Genomic DNA, 22513 nt, shown 5'->3' on the forward strand with positions numbered 1-22513 from the left:
ATCTCACGGCGTTCATCTTGAACGAGCACGCTGGCTCTGACATGCTCCGCGCGCACACAGGGGGTACGATGGGGGTGCATCACATCGCGCTGGCGACCAGGGATCTGGCCGCCACGCATCGATTTTATACCCAGGTCATGGGGTTCCGCCTCGTGAAGGTCATGGCCGTCCCGTACGAGGGCAGCCGCGACGGCGGTTGGGCGAGGCACGCCTTTTATCGGACGAGCGAGCCGGAGGGGCCCCTCCTGGCGTTCTGGGATCCGCACGAGGCGACGCTGCAGGGGCGCTTCAGGACGGATCTCTCGACAGGGCTGGGGCTGCCGGTATGGATGAACCATCTCGCCTTCGACGCGCCGACGACCGAGTTCTACGGCCAGGCGCTCGCGCGGTGGCTCTCGCACGGCCTGGAGGTGACCGAGGCGGATCACGATTTCTGCCGGTCCATCTACACGATGGATCCCAACGGCATCCTCGTCGAGTTCTGCCAGACGCTGCGGGCCTTCTCGGCGGAGGAGGTCGCGGACGCGGAGCGGTCGCTGTTCGATCCCATGCCGCCGCTCGAGCTGCCGCGGCCCGTGACCGTCCATCGACCGCAGGTGCGTTGATGAGCGCGCCGCCGGGAGACGCGATGCTGGGGTACGGGCGCCGGCCGGCGTCCGTCGGATACTGGCCCTCGCCCGAGGACGATCCGGCCGTCTCTCTCGGGCGTGAGCCGGTCGTGGCGGTCGGGAGCGACGGCGCGCTCGTGCGGGGGCTGCTCTGGACGCCGCCGGGCGGCCGGTTCAGGGTGGCGGCGGTGCTCGCGCACCCGCGGGCGGATTTCTCGATTCATTACCTCTGCCCGCTGCTCGCGGCGCGCGGGATCGCGGCGCTGGGGTTCGCGACGCGCTACGTGAACAACGACACCGATTGCCTCCACGAGAAGGCGGCGCTCGACGTCGAGACCGCGGTGGATGCGGCGCGCGCGCGGGGCGCAGAGGCCGTTGTGCTGCTGGGCAACTCGGGCGGCGGCTCGCTGCTCGCGCTGGCGGAGGCGGGCGCGGCGGCCGCGGGACGAAGGCTTGGCGACGCGTTCGTCGCGCTGGCCGCGCACCCGGGGCAGGGCGTGTTCCTGGAGCAGGCGATCGATCCCTCGGTGGTGGACGAGGCAGATCCTCTGTCGGTCGATCCGTCGCTCGACATGTACCATCCGGACAACGGCTGGCGGCCGTGGCCGGAGCCGTCCAGGTACGAGCGCGCGTGGCTCGCGCGCTATCGAGCGGCGCAGCGGGCGCGGATCGCCCGCATCGACGCGATCGCGCGGGCGGCGATCGAGGCGCAGGCCGAGGCGGAGAGGGCGATGGAGGGGATGGAGGGGAGTGATCCCGACTGGAGCCGCCTGCGGCGGCGGAGCGCGCTCGGCCGGTATTTGACCGTGTACCGGACGGTGGCGGATCCGGCGTACCTGGATCTGACCATCGAGCCGGACGATCGGGCCATGGGGTCGATCTTCGCGTCGCCGGATCCGTTTCTGGCGAACCACGGATACGGCGGGGTCGCGCGGACGCTGACCGCGCGAGCGTGGCTGTCCACGTGGTCGAGCCTGTCATCGCGGGCGCGGCTCGCGGACAGCCTGCGCGCGGTGACGATCCCGACGCTGGTCGTCCACGCGACGGCGGACACGGAGATACGGCTGCGGCAGGCGCGGGCTATCGTCGATGCGAGCGCGGCGCCGGACAGGAGCTATGTGGAGCTCCAGGGCGCGACGCACTTCCTCCAGGGGCGCCGGCAGGCGGCGGCGGAGCTGATCGCGGCGTGGATCCGGGAGCGCCTCGGGTAAGGCGTGATGGCCGCCGCCGAGCCGGCGGCGGCCGCGAGACCCGCGAGCAGAAGACCTCGCGCCGATCTACGGCACCACCACCGTGTCGTTCGTCTGCAGCGGCAGATTCCCGCGGAGGTCGCCTTTGACGACGACCTCCTCGAACGCGAACGGAATCCTGCGCTCGCCGAGCGCGTCGCGCCGGACGATCACCACCTCGTCGGGATCGGCGAAGCGCGTGAAGCCGCCCGCCAGGGCGAGCGCCTGGAGCACGGTGATCTGCGCCCGCGGCGTGAACTCACCCGGACGCGACACCTCGCCCATCACATAGACCCGGTAGCTGTGGAGCTCCGCGACCTCCACGCTGACGACCGGCTTCTCATGGTAGAACCTGGCCGCCTGATTCGCGATCTCCTCGGCGATGCCCGTGACGGTGCGCCCCGACGCCAGGACGTCGCCGACGAGCGGGATCGTGATGAACCCGTCGGGCCGCACCGTGACGCGGTGGCTCAGCGCCTCGTTCTTCCAGGCGCGCACCTCCAGCACGTCGCCGGGACCGACGGCGTAAGCGCTCGTGGCGCGGCGCTCCGCCTCGAAGTCGACCCGCGGCGCGCTCGCGCCGCAGCCCGAGGGCGCCACGAGGACCGCGAGCGCGGAGCAGAGCAGGGCAATCCGGACACAGCAGGAGCACATGCGGTTTCCAGCCTCCTCGACGCGATGGGCGTGGTTCACGCGATGGACATGACGGTACGGTTGATGTGACCGCATACAGCAAGCGCCGATCCTGCGGCCGCGCTCCGGGCCTGCTCCTCGCGCGCGCACCGGCGCGCTTCCCGCGTGCCGGTCGGACCCACGGTGCTAGATCCGTCGCGCTGAAGGGGGGAATGCGCGCCGCGCCTCACCGCGCCTGGGCAGGGCGCCTCTCCGCGGCCGCCCGTCACGAGGCCGGGGCGCGGACCGCCCGCGCGTGGCGCTCGCGACGCAGCGACGCAGCAACGAATGATTGCCATGGCAGCGTGGGTCGTGTGCGCGCTGTGCGCGCTCGTCATCATCAAGCCGCAGGAGTTCATCCCTGAGCTCTCGGGGATTCCGCTCGTGCACGCGGCGTTCGGGCTCACCCTTCTCTGCGTCGCCCTCGACGTCGTGTGGCGGCGGCTCAGGCCGACGCTCGCGCCCCAGGTCGTCTATGCGATCGCGTTCCTCGCCTGGGCGGCGCTGACCACCGCGCTCAAGCGCCCGGCCGCGCTCGAGGAGCGCGGTCTGCAGCTCGCGACCGTCGCGGGCGTCTTCCTCGCCGTCGCCTTCGCCGCCGCGTCGCCGCGCGGGCTGCGCGCGCTCGCGATCACGCTCGTCGGCTGCGCCGTCCTCACCTCGGTGGTCGCGATCGTGCAGGCGTTCCAGCCCCACGGCTGCATGCTCGCCGCGCCCGACGACTGGGCGGGCAGGGGCGAGCTCGAGCCGGATGGGCGCCCCTGCGAGAGCAACCTCGACTGCCGCAAGGATCCGCCCATGCCCGACGGCAACTACCGGTGCGAGCGCCCCGGGCCGCTCGGCACGTCGACCATCGACGGCCGCGTGCGCTACCGCGGCTCGCTCGCCGATCCGAACGAGCTCTCGCTGATGGCGGGCATGTCGATCCCGCTCGCCATCGCGCTGGCCGAGGGGCGCGCCGGCGCGCGCCGGCCGCGCAGGCCGAGCGGCGGCCGCCCGAGCCCGCCGGGCAGCGAGGCGCCGGGCAGCGACGCGCGGGCCCGCGCGGGCCCGCGCGCGCCGGCGCCCCCTCGCCGGGCGCGCGCCGCGACGGCGCTGCCGCTCCTGCTCACCGACCGGCTGATCTCGCGCGTGGCCGCGGCGTTGCGGGCGCTCCCGGTGGCCGCCGTCATCGTGGCGATCGGCGCGATGGTCGTCATGTCGCGCTCGCGCTCGGGGCTCATCGTGTACCTGGCGGTCCTCGGGCTCAGCTTCATCCGGCGGAGCGGGACGCTGGGCGTCGTCGCCGCCTGCTTCGTCGGGCCGCCCATGCTCCTGCTCGGCGGCCGGAGCGGCGACGAGGCGTCCGAGAGCTCGGAGGAGCGCGTCGCGCTGCTCCGCGAGGCCTACGAGATGATCCGGCGGACCAAGGGGATCGGCGTCGGCGCGGGGCAGTTCGGCGACGAGTCGTCGTTCGGCCTGACGGCCCACAACTCGTACATGCTCGCCGCCGCCGAGACAGGCCTGCTCGGGATGTGCCTGTTCGCGCTCGTCCTCTACGCGTCGCTCAAGGTGCCTCTCGCGATCTGGCTCGGCGACGCCGATGTCGGCCCCGCGGCGCGGCGGTTCGCGCCGGCGATCTTCGTGAGCCTGTGCGGCGCGCTGATAGGCATCTTCTTCCTGTCGTGGGCCTACAAGGACGTCCTCTACATGCTGCTCGGCGCCTCCGCCGCGCTGTACGGCGCCGCGCGGGCCGAGGACGGCCGCGTCTCCGTGCGCGTGTCCGCCAGGGAGGCCGCGCTCGTGTGCGGCGCGATGTTCGCGGTGCTCGTCTCGCTGAACATCCTCCTGCGGATCCTCGGGTGAGCGCGCGCCGGGGTGGCGCGGGCGCGAGCGGCCCGACGAGCTCGGGGAGGGGAGCCAGGCCTCCGTGCGCCGCCTCAGCGCACGACAGCGGATGTCCCCGCCTCAGCGCAGCGCCGTGAGGATCGCCTCGCAGAACCGGCGCGCCGCGAGGGGGCCGCCGTGCTCCAGGTACAGGTACGGCTCGATCAACTCCACCTCGATGATCTGCAGCCGCCCTTCGCGGACGAATCCATCCACCCGCGCGTAGGCCGCCTTCCCGGGCAGCAGATCGAGGACCGCGGCGGCCTGCTCGAGGAGCGCCGGCGGCGGATCCTTCGCTGTCACCGTCGCCCCGAACATGGTTTGTGTGCGGAAGTCGCCACGGACGGGCACCTTCACGAGCCCGTGGCTGAACGCCCCGCCGAAGAAGAGGAGCGACAGTTCCCCGTCGCGCGGGATCTCCGGGAAGAACGGCTGGATCAGGAGCCCCGAATCCCGCAGGATCGTCTCGGCGTGCTCGCGCACCCCCTCGGCGTCCGGCGAGCTCGCGCGGAGCGTCCTGTAGGCGCCCGCGGAGATGGCCGGCTTGATCACGATCTCCCCCCATCCCACCGACGAGAGCGCGGCCTGGAGATCGCGATGGGCGCCCCGCTCGACGTACGCGAGCGGCGCGACGCTCGCGCCGCCTCGCCGCAGGTCGAGCAGATAGCGCTTGTCGCTGTTCCACCGGAGGAGCTCCACCGGGTTCACCAGGCGCGCTCCGAGATCGCGAGCGCGATCCAGCCATGCAAAGAACTCGCCCGAGCGCTCGACGTAATCCCAGCAGGCCTTCGGGAGCACCGCGTCGAAACGCGCCCAGTCCACCTCGGGATCCCTCCACCGCACCGCCGTCAGCTCCACGTCGAGCCGCGCGAACTCTCTCCGGAGCACCTGGGCCTCGTCCAGGACCTCCCGCTGAGCGTCCATGAGCTGCTGATATCCATCCATCACGACGAAAGCGATGTTCATCATCCCGCCGTTCATCGAAGCGCGCTGCGACGTCCCCGTGGCCAGGATGTCGCGCGTGTCGCAGGGCCGTCAAGAGAGGACCTGGCAGGCGCGTCGCTTCGTCGCACCATCCGCTCATCCTTCATGCCTCGGCCTCGCCCGGGATGGTCCTTGCCGGCGATCGTCCGTGGGCATCGGCCGCAGCCCGCGACGTGGCGGCGTGCGCCGGCCGGCCGACGGAGGAGCTCGCTCCTTCGCGGTGCCGGAGCGCGGCGATCCAAGACCCCATCGGGGAACAACCTACGACGCGTCCAGCCTTGCCCGGAGCCCCCTCGTGCGCCCCTGGGATCGGCGCCTGCCGCAGGCGTCGCTTGACGCGTGAATCGCTGCACGAGGCTATTGCCACGGGCATCGCATCGTGCTTTTCAAAATACTGTGTCTTCCCTCGCCCAGCAGATCGCCGCGCTCCCTGCTCCTCTCCTCGCTCGCCTCCGGGCGCGCGGGTTCGACCCCGACCGCGTCGCCCGGTGGGCTGCCTCCATCGGCAAGGATCGGGACGCCCGCAACCGCCTCCAGGGGACGGTCGAGCCGCCCGCGCCCGGCGATGTCGCCGACCTGCCCGCCGAGGGAACGCCCGAGCATGCCCGCTGCCGCGAGGCGGGCCTCGCGGCGCTCCGCCGCGGCGAGGTCGCCCTCTGCGTCCTCGCCGGCGGGATGGCCACCCGCATGGGCGGCGTGGTCAAGGCGCTCGTGGAGGTGCTGCCCGGCCGGACCTTCCTCGACATGCGCCTCGCCGAGAGCGACCACCTACGGCGCACGATCGGTGTCCCGGTGCCGCTGTGGTTGATGACGAGCGAGGCGACCAACGAGCCGATCCGCGAGGCCCTCGGCCCGCGCCTCGACGAGCAGGGCGATCGCTGCGCCACGTTCGAGCAGCACGTGTCGCTGCGCCTGACGCCGGAAGGTGGCCTGTTCCTGGACGAGGACGGCGAGCCGAGCGTCTACGCGACCGGCCACGGCGACCTGCCGGACGCGCTGCGGGAGAGCGGCCTCCTCGGCCGCTTCATCGCCCGCGGCGGCAAGGTCGTGTGGATCGCCAACCTCGACAACCTGGGCGCGACGGTGGATCCGGTGCTCCTCGGCTGGCACCTCGGGCACGGCGGGCCGCTCACGGTCGAGGTCGTCGACAAGGGCGGCGACAAGGGCGGCGGCCCGCTGCGGTGGAACGGCCGCCCGGTCATCGCGGAGGATTTCCGGCTGCCGACGAGCTTCGACCCGAAGGTCGTGCCCGTCTTCAACACGAACACCTTCCTGGCCAGCGCCGAGGCGCTCAGCGCGCTCGCGATGGACTGGGTCTACGTGGAGGTCGAGAAGAAGGTGGGCGACCGCAAGGCGATCCAGTTCGAGCGCATCCTGAACGAGATCACCTTCGGCCTCCCGGCCAGGTTCCTGCGCGTGCCGCGCGAGGGCCTCGCGGCCCGGTTCCTCCCCGTCAAGGACGTCGAGGAGCTGGAGCGGCGAAGGCCGGCGATCGAGGCGATCGCCCGGGCGCGGGGCTTCCTCGGCTGAGCCGGGGGGCAGCGCGCGGCGCGCCCTCGGGGTAGGGAGGACACGGCCCAGCGCGGGGTCGCGCTTGGCCGTAGGGCGCGTCGGGCGCATGATGAGCCGTGACGTACCGGATCGAGCTTCTGAGCGTCGGATGCGATCTTGACGGACACATCCAGGACGCCGCCGCAGCGCTGAATGCCGTCCAGACCGAATTCCTCTTCGAGCTCCCTCCACCGAGGCTCGTGAACTGGGGGAAGCTGGATGCGTGCGCAGGCAACGGCCATACCACGTCGGAGATCTTCGAACGGCTACGTGTCTATCGGGAGGAAGCGAGGGGCAACAGGCCTTATCTCATGGCGTTCCTCGACGCCCCGCTTGAATCCAGGAGGCTCGTCAACCTTTTCGGGTCGACGATAGCATCCGAGGGCCTCGCGGTGGTCACGCGCCATGATGCGGAGCGGTTCGCCCCGAGTATCCGGAGCTACTTCGCTTATTACATGACGCGGTACGCGCTGAGCTTCGTGGCTCCGGACCTGAAGAATCACGAGGAGACGCGCGGCTGCTTCCTGGACCGGAAGATCAACAAATACGACATGCGCCGATCGCTGGCGGCAGGTGATCTCTGCGACGCGTGCCAGAGCCGGTTCCATGCGCGTGCCAGCGCGGAGACCCGCGCCGCGTTCACCGCCATGGCCCGGGAGGTCGCCCGCCTCGGGTTCGCTGCGCAGGCGGACGTGATCGCAACACGATTCCACCACGCCGCAAGCCCTGATGGATCTCCCCCGGACGCTGGGCGCAAGGGGGCCCTGACGCGCAGCCCCAGGCGCCGCTTGTTCCTGAGCTGCTCGCAGGCCGACGAGATCGCGTGTGAGCGCCTCGAGACACACCTCAAAGTGCTCTATCGAAGGGGTCTCATCGAGCCATGGCATGCCAGGCGCATCCCCGCAGGCGCAGACTGGGCCAACGAGATCGACGAGCACCTCGAGGAGGCGGACATCATTCTGCTCCTCGTGAGCGCTGACTTCCTGGCGTCCGACTATTGCTGGGAGGTCGAGATGCGCCGCGCGCTGGATCGCCACGAGGAGCGGAGCGCGGTCCTCGTGCCGGTCATCCTCAAGCCCTGTCTGTGGCGAGAGGCCCCCTTCGCCAGGCTCCAGCCCCTGCCCAGGAACGGCCAACCCGTGACGCGCTGGAGCGACCCTGACGATGCATGGCTCGACGTGGTCCAGGGTATCCAGCGCCTCGTCACACGTTGACCGCGAAGCGCGGTGTACCGCATCTCGCCGCGAACAGTCGTTGCGTTGCGAGCCGCCGATTCCTCCACGGCGCGTCATCGCTGCGGTCGTGCGCCAGGCAGACCGAGTCTGTGCCAGACTGTGCCGTTCCTCTCGTCGCGAGACGTTGAATTTCCTCGGAGCGCGCGCTGGTACGCCTGCTGCTTCGAAGCGGATCCATGATCCTCATGCCCCCCTCTCCGGCTCACTTTCGAAGCGCGCTCGTTCACCATCTGACACGCGCGATCCTCGCCACGGCAACGCTCGGCGCGGTCGCTGGAGGCGGCGCCTGCAGCGGCAGCGTCATCCACGATGACCCGTCCGGCGAGGGGGGCGCGCCCGCCGCGGGCGACCCGGGCACGGGAGCGCCTGGAGGGATGGACGGCGAGGGCGGGCAAGGCGGTCCCGATCCCGAGGTCGTCACGTCGGTCCAGGCGGGCGGCGTCTCGTGGACGGAGGAAGGAACCGTGTGCGTCGCGATGGAGCCTTTGGGCGAGGGCGGCGCCGGCGGCGAGGGGGGCTCCGGCGGCTCCGGCGGCTCCGGCGGCGCAGGCGGGGTGTTCGCGGGCCCGTGTTCTGAGCTCGACCCCGTCGACCCGAACGTCCCTCGGCCTCCCGCCGGCTGCTGGTACAGCAGCATCGGCGGCGGCGTCGCTCGGAGCGGCCAGTGCTGCTACGAGTTCACCGCGACCTGCGGCGGCTCGGGCCGCCCGTTCCTCGTTGGCGAGCGCGCCCGCACCGCGCGGGCGCAGCGCCGAGCGGCGGGCGCATGGGGCAGCGCCGCGGCGCTTCCGGACGTCGCGCTGCTCGCGCCGGCGACCCGCGCCGCGCTGGCCGAGGCGTGGCTGCGCGACGCCTTGCTCGAGCACGCCTCCGTCGCCTCGTTCTCGAGGTTCGCGCTGGAGATGATGGCGGTCGGCGCCCCCGCCGAGATGCTCGACGCCGCGCACGAGGCGGCGCGCGACGAGGTGCGCCACGCGGCGCTCTGCTTCGGGCTGGCGAGCGCGTACGCCGGCGCCGCGCTCGAGCCGGCGCCGTTCGCGTTCGGCGGCGCCGTCGAGGTCACCTCGGACCTCCCCGTGCTCGCGGCGCGCGCCGTACGCGAAGGCTGCGTCGGCGAGACGCTCGCGGCCGTGCAGGCCAGCGAGCAGCTCGCGCACGCGACCGACGCGGCGGTCAGGAGCGCCCTCGCCGCGATCGCCGACGACGAGGCCCGGCACGCCGAGCTCGCGTGGCGCTTCGTCGCCTGGGCGCTCCAGACCGGCGGCGACGCCGTGCGCCGCGCGGTGTCGGCGGCCTTTGACGAGGCCCTCGCCGCGCCTCCGCCGCCCGCCGCGGCGACGGGCGCCCCCGCCGCGACGACGGATGCCCCGGCCGCCCTCGCCGCGCACGGGCGCCCGGACGCCGCCGTCCTGGCCGCCTCCCGCCGGTGCGCGATCGCGGACGTCATCGCCCCCGCCATGCGCGCGCTGCTGGCCGTCTAGCCGCGCTCAGGTCCTGTCGAGGTGCTCGACGATGAAGGGATAGACGTCCGCCGACGCGTTCTTGCCGAAGATGCAGTCGATATGGCCGTACGCGGGGATGACGTTGCGCGAATAGAGGCCCGCCCCGTTCTTCGCCGACAGCACCTCGACGGTCTTCTCGGTGCTCGCCGGCAGGAAACACTGGTTCTCCGCGCCGTGGATGAAGCGGATCGGGATCCCCATCCGGTCGAGGTGCGGCAGATAGACGTCCTTTCCGTCGGCGTCGACCACGTGGCCCTTGCGGGTCATCAGCGCGAGGCCCTCGAAGGCGCGCATCGTCGCCTCGCCGAACAGCTCGTAGAGCCGCTCGTGCGTGGCGTGGTTGAGCTGCGCGTGCTCGTAGAGCAGGGAGTACATGAACGAGATCCGGTGGCACACGGCGCTGTCGCAGCGCTCATCGGACCCGACGGGGTAGAGCGAGAGCGCGCGATCGTAGAGGCGCGAGAAGAACCCCTCGTGGGAGGAGGCGTTCGTCGTGAGCGACCCGACCCCGAGCGCGTCGAGCACGTCCGGCGTGTGGAGCCCTGCCTTCAGGTGCACGAGAGGCGGCGTGACGACGTGCGTGGAGATCTGCGAGATCACCGCCGAGCGGACGCCCTGGAGCCCGGCGAGCATCGCCATCGTGAACGTCGTCGCCCCGTAGCAGTGGGCGACGACCTGGACGCTCGCCGCGCCCGTCAGCTCACGCACCTTCGCGACCGCGGCGGGGTGATCGTGGCGCGCGATCTGATCGGCCGTGTACTGGGTCTTCGACGCGGGGAGCAGCACGCTCGCCCGGAAATCGAGCAGCCAGACATCGTAGCCGTGGGCCACGAGGTGCTCGAGGAGGTTCGTCTCGATGGTGTCGGTCGAGAAGATGCGGCTCGACACGCCGAGCCCGTGCGCGAGCATCACCGGCCCCTTCGTTCCGCCCTGGTACCGCGTGAGGAGGAGGTCGACGCCGTCGTCGGTCTTGAACGGGTACAGGCGCGGGCCGGGGACGCGCAGCGGCCTGCGCTTCTGGGGCGGGGGGTTCGAGTCGGCGTACTCGAGGGGCGCCGCCACGCCGCCGTAATAGTCGTACACAACGCCCGCGAAGAAGCGCCCGAACTTCACCGTGATGGCGAGCCGCTCCTCGGCGTTCTTCGCGTTCGTGACGTCGAGCGTCCCGAGCTGGCGGATGAAATCCTCCGGCTCGATCACGAGGATGCCCTTGCCGATCACCGGCCCCTTGTCGTCCTCGCCCTCGTGGATCGTGATGTAGAGCGTGGTCGTGTCGTGCCAGGCGTCCCAGAACGGCCGGTCCTTGATGACCTTGAATCCGTAGAAGTAGAAGGAGCGCCCCTCCTCCGAGGCGAGCCGCATCGAGTACTTCATGAGCCGCGTGTCGGCCGCGTCCGGGTCCTGCACGAAGAGGTTGAACGTCCCGTGCGTCACGGTGAGCGGGCGCCCCGAGAGCGCAGGGGCGTCCACCGTGCCAACCGTTCGCGCGGCGTGCTCCGGGCTCGCGATCATCGCGTCGACGTCCTCCGACACGATCGTGAGGATGAACTTGAAGCTCGAGTCCTCCTGCTTGCCGAGCGCCGCGGCCGTCTGGAAGTCGCTGTCGACCGCCTTCGAGAAGTAGCCCTTCATCGTCTCGGTGAACCGGATGCCGGGCTTGCGCGGCGCGGGCTGGGGGACGAACGGGCCCTTGTCGGAGTAGTCGATGTGGAGCCCGCGGTCGCGGGCGAGGTGGATCGCGCAGCGCTCGGCCAGGGCCGATATCGTGAGCAGCGGGTTGACGCCGAGGGAGACGGGGATGACCGAGCCGTCGCACACGTAGAGGCCCTCGTGGACCGCCGTGCCCGCCTTCGACGCGAAGACGGTGCCCTTGTGGTCGACGACGCCCGAGTCGGCCGAGTCGGCCATCACGCAGCCGCCGAGCGGGTGCACGGTGATCAGCTTGTCGCCGATCTTCGGCGACCAGATCGGGTCCTTGACCGAGATCCCCTCGAGCGGCGCCGTGGTCTCGAAGAGGCGCGCGTTCATCTTCGCGAAGATCGGCTCGGTGCCCACCGACGGCCAGTCGATCCGCAGCTGATCGCTCTCCAGCCGCATCGTGCCTGTGTTCGCCTCGTGTCCCATGACGAGGTACGTCTGCGTGTGCATCGTCGCGCCGTGGTAAGCCCCGAGGAGGAGCGACTCCGCCTCGCGGACCCCCTGCGCCAGGGCGTTCTGTGGCGCGGTGTTCGAGCCGCCGAGGGTGGAGGCCGCCTTGAACATCAGCGGCAGGAGCGGCGCCAGCGCGCCCGGGATCGACCCCTCCTCGATGATGATGTCGTCCTTCAGATCCGGCTGGTTGCGCATGTCGATCACGCCGGTGATGCACGGCCCGACGGGCGCAGAGGTCCCGGGCGCGCGGTGCCCGAAGCCGATCCCGTCGAGCTCCGGCGTACAGTTATAGCCGAACCCCAGCATGTCCCCGTTCCCGCTGAACCCGTTGCCGAGCTGATCGGAGATGGGCAGTCCGAGCTCCTTCGATCGGAGCAAGATCTCGGTCGAGCCCAGGGTGCCGGCGGAGAGGACGACGATCTTGGCGGTGGCCACCAGCGTCGGCGCGTCGAACGCCTCGCGGCCTGTGCCTAGTACCTGGTAGTGGACGTTCCATTTTCCGTCGCCGCGGCGCTCGACGTGGCGCACGCTCACCTCGCAGAAGATCTCGGCCCCGTGGCGCTTCGCGTCGGGCAGGTAGTTCATCAGGACGGTGTTCTTCGCGCCGTGGTTGCAGCCGGAGCAGCAGTCGCCGCAGTTGTTGCAGGCCTTCTGCGCGACGCCGGCGGCGTTGATGCCGTCCTGGAAGGTCACGTTGATGTTGAGGCGCCGGAACGGCTGCCCCATCGCCTCCGCCGATCGCTGGAGCGCCGAGAGCTTGCGCAGCGGCGGGTTGCTCTCGGGGTAGGGCCTCGGCGAGAGCATCCGCTCGGCGAGCATGTATCCCGTGTTCAGGTGCTCCATGTTCTCGCTGCGGAGCTCGGTCGGCCAGCGCGGATCGTCGAAGACGCGGGGCTCGGCGCGGATCGCGACGTTGGCGTTGATGAGGGAGGTGCCGCCGAGGCCGCAGCCGACGAGCACGCCGATGTCCTTGTTGACGTGCAGATCGAACAACCCCGTGCGCGAGCCCTCGTGACCCAGCTCCGGGAGGTTGAGCTGGAACTCCTCCACGGCCTCCAGCGCGGTGCTCGGATACTCGCCCGGCTGCCGCTCCCGCCCGCGCTCGAGCACGCAGACCTTGAGGCCGGCGCGCGAGAGCCGGGACGCCATGATCGCGCCTCCGTAACCGGAGCCCACGACGACGACGTCGTATTCACCGCTGATGTCTTCGATGTCCGACGAGAGACGATTCATGCCCTGCTCCATCCGTCGTTGAGGTTCGTTGATGATCCATGGCGCACCGCGAGGCCGCGCCGCCGCGCTGCGTTCGGTCGTTCGAGGTCGTCCCAGCCGATGTTCACCGGCCCGGCGCGGCCTGTGAGGCGATCGGCTCGATGATCCAGCGATAGACGTCTTTCCGGGTCGTCACGCCGTTCTTGCTCGGGGTCAGGTACTCCCCGGAGCGCTTGTTCCTGAAGGCCACCGCGTCACCGAAGCGAACGGGCCTGTCCTTGACCTCGGCCTCTATCGTCCAGGTCTGCTTCTCGTACCGCTTCTCGTCGAGGACCGGGTCGTAGTCGTTGAAGTAGTAGCAATTCCGGGCGTCGCTCCATGCGCCCAGCGTGTTGTCTGCGCCGATCTCCATCTCGGTCGAGACGAGGGCGACGTCGTCGCCGTCGCGGACCTCGTGCGCGCTGGCCTCCCTCGCGCTCTTTTCCAGGAAGAGCGCGACCGCCTCGCCGCCGAGGGTGGGGAAGTACTCTGCCGCCTCGGGATCCGACGGCGAAAGCAAGCCCAGGAGGGTCCGTTCCTTGACGGAGGTCGAGAGGCGCTCGCCGAGGTGGCTCCTCAGGTGGAATCGCTCGAGGTACCTGAACGGATCCCCCGCCGCGCGCTCCACCTTGAGGAACCGGACGTCGCGCTCGTCGCGGCGAGGCTCCTTCAGGGTGAGCACGTCCTCGAACGTGGGCGCCCCCATGGCGCGCGCCATGAAGCTCGGGAGCTGCCGCTCTTCGCCGTACCATTTGAGGATCGTGGCGATGAGCGAGGTGTGATCATAGGGCTGCTCGCGCGTCGAGCGGAACACGGTGCCTCGCTGGATGCGCGGCGAGACGAGGATCGCGGGCACGCGGACGCCATACCGATCGAAGTTGAAGCCGTGCTGGGTCTCGAACCCGGGGCGGCCGCTCCCCCACGGGGGTACGGCGGCGGGCGGCGCGACGTGGTCGAAGGTGCCGACGCCCTCGTCGAACGTCACGATGAGCAGCGTCTTCTCCCAGGCCTCCCTGTTCGCGATGAGGCTCATGTAGACGCTCTGCAGGAAGGCCTCCCCCGCGCTCAGGTTCGCGGGCGGGTGGTAATCGTTGCCGAGCGCGGTGGCGAGGCTCTGGATCCAGGTGACGTCGGTGGACTCCTCGGAGACGGTCCAGAACGGCTCGACGACGCTGAACCGCGGGAGCTTCCCTGCGCGCGCCTGCTCGTGGAATTCCTCCATCCGCGCGAAGCGGCGCTCGACCTCGGGGATCGTGTGGAGGCCGCGGAAGAGCCGGTAGGTGTAGCAGGACGGGAGCTCGCCGGACGAGAGCTCGATCAGGTAGCTCTGGTGATCGGCGTCGAGGTCCTCCGCGAGCTTGACGACGCGCTCGACGAGCGGCTGGAGGCCGGTCTTTCCGCCGGTGAGGGCGAACGATATCTTCCTGGGCAGGGTGCTCGTCTGCCAGAAGATCTTCCAGTCGTCGTGGCCGGCGTCGTGGAGGGCGTTCCAGAGGGTCTTCGTCTCGAACTGGTCGTCGCCGAGGCCGAGCCCCACCTTCTCCTCGATCAGCCTGGCCCTCGGGTCCTTCTCGAGCCAGCCATTGTCGGTGAGCCCCAGCGACGTGCCGCAGAAGGCGAAGGCCCGGTTCGGGTTCGTCTGGGAGGGCACCGACGAGAACCACATGTCGCAGACAGCGTAATGCGCTGCGAGCCCGTTGATGACCGGGAGCTGGTCGGGGGTGTAGCTCTCCATGACCTCTCCCGTGAGCGCGCGGATCGCGCCTGGATTGCCGTGGGCGACGCCTGATTTCTTCAGGGCCGCCACGTAGTCCTGGACGAATCCGTTCATCGTGGGGGTATCGCCTGGGTCGACGCGCTCTTTTCCGAAGAGCTGGACGTTGACGTGAGCGAACTCCTCGTTCGGCGCGACGCAGGGCACGTTCAGGGCCGAGGCTCCCTTGACGGGGGCGCCGCTGAACCCCTCCGCGACGTTGGTGAACGCCGCCAGGTCGAGGCCTTGCAGGCCTTCGAACCGGCGCGCGCCTGCGGCGGGCTCCGGGATGTTCAGCGCCGGGCCCTCTCCCTCGTCCGCGTACAGCCATCCGAGGATGCTGTCGAAGGAGCGATTCTCGAGAATCACGAGCACGACGTGCTCGATGCAATCCATGGTCACGTTCGGTCTCCTTCCAGCGCTCGCGCCGGCCCAGCGGAGCCGCGGAGCATTCCACGATCTCCCGCGGCGCGAAGCGACACGAGCTCCCCAGCGCTCACTGCGTCGAACGGCCGCTCCAGCGACGAGCGGACCGCGAATTCGCTCTGCGTAACCCCCTGCGCTCCCGCTGCCCCGCCGAGCGCAACGTGGAGGTTATGTCGAACATTTCTTGATCACAAGATTTACCTTGGTGCCGGACAACAATCGCGACCTACACGACCTCGCCTCGTGTCCCATGTAACCCGGCGAGCGGCGATGTGAACCGCGCGGGCGTGGTGCTATGTACTGCAACGAGATGAGGTCCCCTGTCGCACCGTCGCGGCCGCCGCAGGCGGTGGCGTGAGGACGGCGCGACCGCCCGGGGACGCTGCCGAGAGCTCCGCGCTCCGCGGCGTTGCGCAGCACGGCCCGTGTTCACGGCCATGCCGTGGCGAACGCGGGGATCGCTGATTTGTTTCGCGCCAACGGACCTCTGGCGGAGGCGTGATTGGCTTTGCACGGCGGGCGAGCTCTGCGCGACAATGCAGCATGCTTGAACGATCTCGTGGTACCCGGGAGATTCGCAGTCGCGCCGTCGCCCAGAGATCCGCCTGTCCAGGCCTAGCGCGGGCGGGCGCTCGGCGCAGGCTGGGCGCGTTGCCAGAGCAGCGGCTTTCGCGGGCCTTGGCGCTCGCCGTCGCCGGGCTCTTCATGGCGTGCGGTCAGCCCTCGGAGGAGCGTGTCGTGGGGCCTGCATCCGGCAGCGGCGGCGCGGGGGCGTCCGCGGGCAGCGGCGGCGCGGGGGCGTCCGCGGGCAGCGGCGGCGCGGGGGCGTTCGCGGGCAGCGGCACCGGCGCCACCGGCGGCAGCGGCGGCGCGACGGGGGGCACGGCGAGCGCGGGCTCGACGGGCGGGGGCGGCACGGGCGGCGGTCCCGGAGCCTGCCAGGAGGGCACGACGAGCACGGCGTGGGCGACGAGCTGCCAGGCCACGCGGGCGAGCTGCACGGCAGGCACGTGGAGGGCGCCGCGCGACGGCGGCGAGACGCGCGCGCCGCTGCGCCACGAGTCCGAGCACTTCGCCTTCTACTGGCCCGATGGGACCAACATCACGCTCAGCCAAGCGGAAGCCGCGGCGGAGACGCTCGAGAGCATCTGGGACGCGTATTTCGGCAGCCCCATCTTCTTCCCCGAGCCGTACTGCAGCGCGGCGGACAAGTGGAAGGCCGCTGTCCACTTCGACAACGACTTCCCGCTGTGGGGCGGCGGCTGGACCCGGAGCGGCATCAGCTACATGGGCATGTGGATCGGCCCCGGCGCCGCGAGCGACGGGTGGGGGCTCGCCCACGAGTTCATGCACGGCGTGCAGTCGACGACCCAGGCGTTCCCGGATTGCGGCGGCGTCGGGTGCTGGATCTTCGAGAGCCACGCGAACTGGATGCCGCACCAGATCTGGCGGGACAACGTTCACTGCTCGGAGATGCTGCCGAACATGCCGCACCTCTATTACGGGAACACGCGCGACCGTTACTGCAACTGGCAGTTCTTCGAGTTCTTGAAGGACAAGCACTGCCATGGCGCCGTCAACGACATGTGGACGTTCGAGGCGCCGAGCGGCCAGCGCGACCCGTGGCAGAAGCTCATGCTGAGCCGTGGCTGGGACATCGAGCAGCTCAACGATCTGTTCGGCGAGTGGGCGATGCACAACATCACCTGGGACTACAGGGACCCGCCGCCCACGGACGGGTCCGATCGATCCAGCGTGTATCGCCGGGCTTATGGCTCGATCGAGCCCGATATGACGTCGCGCGGCCGCACGGATCGGCGGCTGCGGCTCACGCGGCTCGAGGCGCTCGACGCGGACTGGGCGCAGCGCCGCCGCTTCGTGTCGCCGTACCACTGGGCGCCGCAGCGCTGGGGGTACAACGTCGTGCGCCTGCACCTGGAGCCGGACGCGACGAGCGTGGAGGTGGTGTTCCGGGGCGTCACGCAGGCTGACGCGAAGTCGGGGTGGCGCTGGGGCCTCGTGGCGACGGATCCGGAGCTGACCACGGCGCGCTACAGCCCGCTGCAGCGAGGGGCTGACGGCGAGCTGAGCTTCTGCGTCAGCCCGGGCGAGAACGTCTATCTGGTGGTCGTCGCGACGCCGACCGAATACCAGAAGCTCGCGTGGACGAACCCTTCCGACGGCCCGCCGTATCCCTCGATCTATCGCTATCCGTACATGGTGCAGGTGGACGGCGCCTGGCCTGCCGGGTTCAAGGGCGGTGAGGTCGAGGCGTGCCCGGCGGGCACGGTGAGGCACTCGAACGGCGGCGGCTGCGCGCCCCCGGGCACGCCGTCGAGCGTCCATGTCGGCCCCCACGCGACGATCCTCGGCGGCGACGTGAGCGGCGACGTCCGTGTCGAGGATCACGCGACGATCGTGAGCGGCAGGATCTCCGGCGGTCGGATCGGGGCGCTCAGCCTTGTCGGGCAGGGCGGGGCGGGCATTCAGGCGCGCGGCTTCGACGTGAGCGGCTCGGCGATCGTGCAGACAACGTTCTACCCGCTCGGCTGGTTCGGCGGCGGCCAGTCCGTCTCCGGGACGGCGCGGCTGCTCGGCGATGTCGAGTTCGTCGCCACGTCGAAATCGAGCAACACGTTCTACGGCTTTGTCCCCGGCGACTGGACAGGCGTCTCGTCCGCGACCGAGGTGACGGTCGCGCCGCCGTACGCCTGGCGGCCTTGATGCCGGGATAGGTCGCCCAACCCGGGACGGGCGGCCCAACCCGGGATAGGTCGCTCAACCCGGGACGGGCGGCCCAACCCGGGACGGGTCGCCCCCCAACCCGGGACGGGTCGCCCCCCAACCCGGGACGGGTCGCCCCCCAACCCGGGACGGGCCCCCAACCCGGGACGGGTCGCCGCCCCGCAAACCTCTTGACCCGGCCATGTCGGCTGACGTAAGTTTATTGAAAATGAACGTCATTATCAACTCGGGGCATGTTCCGGGCGTGCTCCCGCGGGCGAGGGGCCCGCTCGGGCTCGCCGGATCGAGCCCGTGGCACTGCTCGCCGCGCGTCCTGCGGCTGATCGTCGCGCTCGCGCTCTCGAGCGAGGACATCGGCGCCATGGTGAGCGCCGCGACGGGAGGGGAGGCCGGCGGGCGCGCGGACGAGCCCTCCGGCGAGGCCCTGCGCGTCCTCATCGACCGCGCGCTGACGAACGCCCGCGCGGCGCGCCGGCTCGTCGTCGCGCTCGAGGCCGCGCTGGTGGACGAGGCGTCCACCTACCGTGGGCTCTGCGTCTCGGAGCTCGCGGCGCGCTGGGCGAGCGCGCGCGCTGCGGCGCCGGCGAGGGAGGCGGCGGCGTTCCTCTGGGTGAGCGCGCGAACGCCGGGGTCGCCGATGCGCCTCCTCGAAGAGCGCATCGCCGACGATGTCGAGCTCCGCGCGCTCCGGGCCATGGCGGCGTCGAGGAGCACAACCGCCGCGCCACGCTGGACCGGACCGACGCACCTGACGCGCCGCTCGACTGAGCGACGGGGTGAACGAGGCCCCGGAGCGGTCGCCCTTGCCGGGAGAGGGCGATAGCTGGCTTGACAAGAGACGCGTCGATCTGTCATGAAAATGAAAATGATTTTCAACATCGACTCCGCCCCTTCGTTTGCTCGACGCGAGCTCGCGGGTGTCGCCGCGTGCGCCTACGCCTCCGAGGCGTTGCCCGACCTCGGCTTCCATGACGAAGAAGCGCGCCATCTCGCCCGCGTGCTGGACGTCGAGCGCGCGGGCTTCACGGAACAGGAGCTCCGCCCGCTCGCGACCCGCACGCGCCTCGTGGACGATGTCGTGCGCGACTTCTTCCGGCGTCACCCGGAAGGGTTGGCCATCGGGCTCTTCTCCGGGCCGTGTACTCGATTCTCGCGCGTCGACAACGGCCTGCTCCACTGGATCGATATCGACGTTTCCGGCGTCGTCGCATGGAAGCGCCGGCGCGCCCCCCGGACGCCGCGGTATGCGCTCGCCGCCGCGTCGCCTGGCTGCGACCACTGGATCGACATGCTCTCCGACGCGCACGGCTGGCCCACGTTGATCCTCGGCCTCGGCGTCTTCTCCCAGCTCGGCGCCGAGCGGCTCTCCGCCTTCTTGACCCAGGCCTCCGTGCGCCTCGCGCGCGACGTGGAGCTCCTGCTCGACGCGACCCCGTGCCTTCGCCTCCGTCCCGCCACGGCGAGGGGCGCGCGTCACGCGGAGCTCCACAGGGACGGCGGGGGCGTCGAGACCTTTCCGTGGCTTCGGGTCCTCGACGAAGGCGATTACCCCGAGCCGCTCGGCGCCCGCGTCCGGACGACGAACGGACTCGCGCGCTTCCTTCGCGGATCGCAGCTCCCGATCCTCCGCCACCTCCGGCGCATGTGATCCCCCGAGAACACGACAAGACAACAGGAAAGAAGACAAAGGACCTCGATGAGCCCCCAGGAATTCGTTGATGCACCGGCGCCGTGCGCCGCCCCCCTCTGCCCTCGCGACGCGCGCGCGTCTCTGGAGAGGGCCTGGACATGAGCCGTTACACAGGACCTCGCGTCAAGGTCATGCGCGCGCTCGGGGTCGAGCTCCCCGGGCTGTCGACGAAGAAGACCGAGCGCCGGCCGTACCCACCCGGGCAGCACGGCCAGGCGCGCAAGAAGCTCAGCGAGTACGCCCTGCGGCTCCGCGAGAAGCAGAAGATCCGGCTCAACTATGGACTCACCGACACGCAGCTCCGAACGCTCATGCTCGAGGCGCGCCGGAGCAAGCTGGCCGCCGGCACGAAGCTCATCGAGCTGCTCGAGCGGCGGCTCGACAACGTCGTCTTCCGCGCCGGGTTCGCGAGCACCATCCCGTCCGCGCGGCAGATGGTGACCCACGGGCACGTGCTCATCGACGGGAAGCGGGTCGACATCCCCTCGTACCGCGTCCGCGCCGGAGAGACGGTGAGCGTGCGCGCGCAGCGCCGCGACCACCAGACCGTCCTGGCCGGCCTCGCGAGAGCGGACCTGGAGGCCCCCGCGTGGCTCTCGGTCGACAAGGACGCCCGGCAGGTGCGCGTGACCAGCTTGCCGGACGAGACGAGCATCCCGTTCCCGATCCAGGTCCAGCTCATCATCGAGTACTACTCGCAGCGGCTCTGACAGGAGGAGGCGTCAAGGGCGCTGGCCGCCGCGCCTCTGCGCCCCGTCGCGCCCCATCTCCCGATGTGGGACCGCGCGCTCGGCCGCTGATCCCCCCGGGGGCGCCGCCCACTGCAGGCCGCGCGCCCCCTCGGGGGGCGGCCTTCGCGCGGCTCACTGGAGCGCGTACTCGAGGCCCCAGATGTTCACCGAGCCCCGCTCGGGATAGTACACGGTGAGCTCGTCGGAATTCTCGAGCCGGGCGGCGTCGATCAGAGGGTCGGAGAAGAACCGCCCCGCGTCGGTGTCGTCGAGGAGCGTCCACGTCGCGTACCCGTCCGTCGGGGAGGCGCCCGCGATGCGCAGGTCCGGGAGGATCGCGTAGACGTTCTCGGTGGACGAGATCGCGAGCTTGCCCCGGAAGTTCTCGATGACCCGCAGGCCGAGCCCGTGGCGCGTCCACGTCCCGTCGGTGTCGCGCACGTAATGGAAGAACTCGCTGCGCGAGCGGGCGCTCGTGAAGTTGGCGTTGTCGGCCTCCCCGTCGGGCAGGTGCGAGAGCAGCACGTGGACCCTGCCGCTCGCGTCGACCGCCATGTGCTCCTGGTTGATGAGCCCCCGGTTCTGGCCGATGGCCCACACGGACAGGCCCGCCGTGCTCCGGGTCACGAAGGACGCGCCTGTGGTCGCGACCTTCTCGCCCGCGTTGTTGTGCCAGGTGCGCCCGTGATCGTCGCTGTACACATACAGGAGATCGTGGTTCGTCGTCGCGTCGGGCGTGTCTCGCCAGCACCACGCCGCGTGCAGGCGCGAGCCGCCGCGCGTGTACGCAAGCCCGTGCAGGTAGGCGTTCATGCTGGCGTCCGTGCCCTCGATGTACTCGCCGAGCGAGGTCCAGGCGTGGTTTGTCGCGTCGTACTCCCACAGGTGCTCGTCGCCGCTGCCGCTCTCGCCGATCCGGGCGCTGAAGAGGAGCTTGTCCCCGCCGGGCTCGGTGACGAAGCGCGGGTAGGTGACGAGCCGCACGGTGTTCGAGCCGACGAGCGCGCTCGACACGGCGCTGAAGCTCGCGGCGGCCCAGGCGACGCCCTCCGGGTCGGTCAGGAGACCCGTGACCGAGCGGCGGTAGTGCAGCGTGCTGCCGTGGTGATCGAACGCGAGGTGCAGCGTGCCGTCGCCTGGCGCGACCCCGAGGGAGATCGTGTTGTGGGCGTCGTCGGCGCTGAGCCGGTGGTCGGTGAAGTCGAACTTCTGCCACGGCCCGGCGTCCCCACCGGGGCCTGTCGGCAGCGCGCGGCGCGCGAGGACGACGTTGCGGTTCCTGTTCCAGAAGGCCGTGTACTGGTAGCCGTTGAAGGACACGATGGCGTCCTGCTGGAACGACTCGCCGTTCACGTAGCCGCCGTACGACACGACGGTGAGCCCCGACTCCGCGAGCTTGCCCTCTCCGCGCTTGACGATCCCGGGCGCGACGGGCTCCGCGCCGCCCGTGCCGGCCGTCGCGCTGGCGGCGGTGGCTCCGCCGCTGCCCGCGCCCCCCGCGCCGGCGCCGCCGGTGGTGCTTCCGCCCGCGCTCGCGGCGTCGGGGGTCGCCCCGCCCGCGCCCTGGCCGCCAGCGATCGTGCCGCCCGCGCCGGCGCCCCCGCTCGAGGCCGAGCTGCCCGGCGTCGGGGCGGGCTCTCCGTCGCTGCAGCTCGCCAGCCACACGACCGAGGAGAGAGCGAGCAACAGGGAGCAGGGGAGGTGGTTGGTCATTGTGAAGCCCGGCGATACTGCCGTTCTCCAGCGGCGCCAAGCGGCGCCGGCCCGACCCTCGGGTCGTGACCCCCCCCGGATTTTTCCACGACCTGACAGACTCGATCCGGGCACCTTTCGGGTGGAATCCGCGGGCGTGGCTCACCGCGATCTCACCAGGGACGCGCGCGTTGCGGCGCTGCGCGACCACCTGGTCAAGGTGTTTGCGAACGAGGCCGCGCTGCTGCGTGATGAGGGCGGTTGCGCGGGATTCGCTCCGGTATGCCCTTGCTGAATCGCGATGTCTCGGTGAAATCATGCGCCCGCGCGAGGCCTTGGGCTCACCCAGGATTCCACGCCACGTGCAGGCCACGCGCGCCCGCTTGTCTTTTCAATGCGTCGTCCGTAGCATTCAAAGATTCTCACC

Annotated in this window: 15 protein-coding genes; 10 read left to right on the forward strand and 5 right to left on the reverse strand. The window is 70.8% G+C overall.

Going from position 1 to position 22513, the window contains the following annotated elements:
• Positions 1-68: 68 nt before the first annotated feature.
• Both WMF24_RS15695 and WMF24_RS15700 read left to right on the forward strand, forming a co-directional pair.
• Positions 69-605: a VOC family protein gene (locus WMF24_RS15695; RefSeq protein ID WP_437737217.1), complete on the forward strand. Its 537-nt coding sequence runs from the start codon at positions 69-71 to the stop codon at positions 603-605.
• The gene (locus WMF24_RS15700) at positions 605-1819 is read left to right on the forward strand and encodes an alpha/beta hydrolase (RefSeq protein WP_437737218.1); all 1215 of its coding nucleotides are present in this window, start codon (positions 605-607) and stop codon (positions 1817-1819) included. The genes WMF24_RS15695 and WMF24_RS15700 overlap by 1 nt, the downstream gene beginning before the upstream one ends.
• Positions 1820-1885: 66 nt before the next feature.
• On the opposite strand, the gene WMF24_RS15705 is transcribed toward WMF24_RS15700, so the two are convergent.
• The gene (locus WMF24_RS15705) at positions 1886-2491 is read right to left on the reverse strand and encodes a polysaccharide biosynthesis/export family protein (RefSeq protein WP_437737219.1); all 606 of its coding nucleotides are present in this window, start codon (positions 2489-2491) and stop codon (positions 1886-1888) included.
• A 315-nt stretch (positions 2492-2806) separates the two neighbouring features.
• On the opposite strand from WMF24_RS15705, the gene WMF24_RS15710 reads away from it, so the two are divergent.
• On the forward strand, positions 2807-4354 hold the full coding sequence (locus tag WMF24_RS15710) for an O-antigen ligase family protein (RefSeq protein WP_437737220.1): 1548 nt from the start codon (positions 2807-2809) through the stop codon (positions 4352-4354).
• 102 nt (positions 4355-4456) lie between these two features.
• Here WMF24_RS15710 and WMF24_RS15715 read toward each other — a convergent pair whose 3' ends face one another.
• Positions 4457-5344, reverse strand: coding sequence for an ATP-grasp domain-containing protein (locus WMF24_RS15715; protein WP_437737221.1), 888 nt, complete (start codon positions 5342-5344; stop codon positions 4457-4459).
• A 411-nt stretch (positions 5345-5755) separates the two neighbouring features.
• Here WMF24_RS15715 and WMF24_RS15720 point away from each other — a divergent pair, with 411 nt between their 5' ends.
• From WMF24_RS15720 to WMF24_RS15730, 3 genes are all read left to right on the forward strand, one after another.
• Positions 5756-6889: a UTP--glucose-1-phosphate uridylyltransferase gene (locus WMF24_RS15720; protein WP_437737222.1), complete on the forward strand. Its 1134-nt coding sequence runs from the start codon at positions 5756-5758 to the stop codon at positions 6887-6889.
• Positions 6890-6987: 98 nt separating this feature from the next.
• On the forward strand, positions 6988-8124 hold the full coding sequence (locus WMF24_RS15725; RefSeq protein ID WP_437737223.1) for a toll/interleukin-1 receptor domain-containing protein: 1137 nt from the start codon (positions 6988-6990) through the stop codon (positions 8122-8124).
• Positions 8125-8321: 197 nt separating this feature from the next.
• A complete protein-coding gene (locus WMF24_RS15730; protein ID WP_437737224.1) occupies positions 8322-9626 on the forward strand; it encodes a ferritin-like domain-containing protein in 1305 nt (434 codons plus the stop codon).
• A gap of 6 nt (positions 9627-9632) precedes the next feature.
• On the opposite strand, the gene WMF24_RS15735 is transcribed toward WMF24_RS15730, so the two are convergent.
• A complete protein-coding gene (locus WMF24_RS15735; protein WP_437737225.1) occupies positions 9633-13031 on the reverse strand; it encodes an alpha/beta fold hydrolase in 3399 nt (1132 codons plus the stop codon).
• A gap of 103 nt (positions 13032-13134) precedes the next feature.
• Positions 13135-15198 (reverse strand): alkaline phosphatase family protein, encoded by a 2064-nt coding sequence (locus tag WMF24_RS15740; RefSeq protein WP_437738810.1) that lies wholly within the window; start codon positions 15196-15198, stop codon positions 13135-13137.
• Between the two features lie 735 nt (positions 15199-15933).
• Here WMF24_RS15740 and WMF24_RS15745 point away from each other — a divergent pair.
• From WMF24_RS15745 to rpsD, 4 genes are all read left to right on the forward strand, one after another.
• The gene (locus WMF24_RS15745; protein WP_437738811.1) at positions 15934-17952 is read left to right on the forward strand and encodes a DUF6055 domain-containing protein; all 2019 of its coding nucleotides are present in this window, start codon (positions 15934-15936) and stop codon (positions 17950-17952) included.
• A 229-nt stretch (positions 17953-18181) separates the two neighbouring features.
• Positions 18182-18796, forward strand: a complete 615-nt coding sequence (locus WMF24_RS15750; RefSeq protein WP_437737226.1) for a hypothetical protein — start codon at positions 18182-18184, stop codon at positions 18794-18796.
• Between the two features lie 36 nt (positions 18797-18832).
• Complete coding sequence (locus tag WMF24_RS15755) at positions 18833-19621, forward strand: class I SAM-dependent methyltransferase (protein WP_437737227.1); 789 nt, start codon at positions 18833-18835, stop codon at positions 19619-19621.
• A gap of 140 nt (positions 19622-19761) precedes the next feature.
• The gene (rpsD, locus tag WMF24_RS15760) at positions 19762-20373 is read left to right on the forward strand and encodes a 30S ribosomal protein S4 (RefSeq protein ID WP_437737228.1); all 612 of its coding nucleotides are present in this window, start codon (positions 19762-19764) and stop codon (positions 20371-20373) included.
• Between the two features lie 153 nt (positions 20374-20526).
• On the opposite strand, the gene WMF24_RS15765 is transcribed toward rpsD, so the two are convergent.
• Positions 20527-22107 carry a BNR repeat-containing protein gene (locus WMF24_RS15765; RefSeq protein WP_437737229.1) on the reverse strand — a complete coding sequence of 527 codons (1581 nt, stop codon included), beginning with the start codon at positions 22105-22107 and terminating at the stop codon, positions 20527-20529.
• Positions 22108-22513 lie beyond the last annotated feature (406 nt).

It is taken from the genome of Sorangium sp. So ce1335, assembly GCF_051521615.1.
Lineage (GTDB): Bacteria > Myxococcota_A > Polyangia > Polyangiales > Polyangiaceae > Sorangium.